We start from the raw sequence: 602 nt of genomic DNA on the forward strand, positions 1-602 counted from the left end.
CGTCCTGCCCGCCCTCGCCGCGCCGCTGCTGCTCGCGCTGCAACCGCGCCTCGGCTTCGCCAACACCGTGCTGGTGTTCCTGGCGCTGGCGGTCGCCGCCGGCCTGGTGGGCGGCGTGCTGCCGGCGCTCGCCTCGGCGGTGCTCTGCTCAGCGCTGCTCAACTACTGGTTCGCCGACCCGGTCAACACCTGGACCGTCACCGATCCGCGCAACGTCGTCTCCCTCGTCATCTTCTTCTTCGTCTCGGTGTCGGTGGCCTCGGTCGTGGACCTCGCCGTCCGCCGCACGCGGCAGGCGGCTCGGCTGCGCGCCGAGTCGGAGATCCTCGCCGTGCTCGCCGGCAGCGTGCTGCGCGGCGACGACTCGCTGGAGTCGCTGCTGGAACGGGTGCGCGAGACCTTCGCGATGGACGCCGTCGCCCTGCTGGAACGCCCCAGGGAACACGGCCCGTGGAGCTGCGCGGCCGGTGTGGGGGTCCCGGCGGACGGCCGCACGATGCAGCGCCCGGAGGACGGCGAGGTGGACATGCCGGTCGGCGACCACATGATGCTGGTGCTCGCCGGGCGGGCGCTGCCGGCCGAGGACCGCCGGGTGCTCGCCG

The 602-nt window shown here is 74.3% G+C and carries 1 protein-coding gene; it reads left to right on the top strand.

Annotated features, from left to right (window positions below; all coding sequences use genetic code 11):
- Window positions 1–602: DUF4118 domain-containing protein (locus ACYVE9_RS30140; RefSeq protein ID WP_461031028.1), on the top strand; the 602-nt coding region annotated here is incomplete at both ends.

The organism is Streptomyces sparsus (assembly GCF_054776295.1).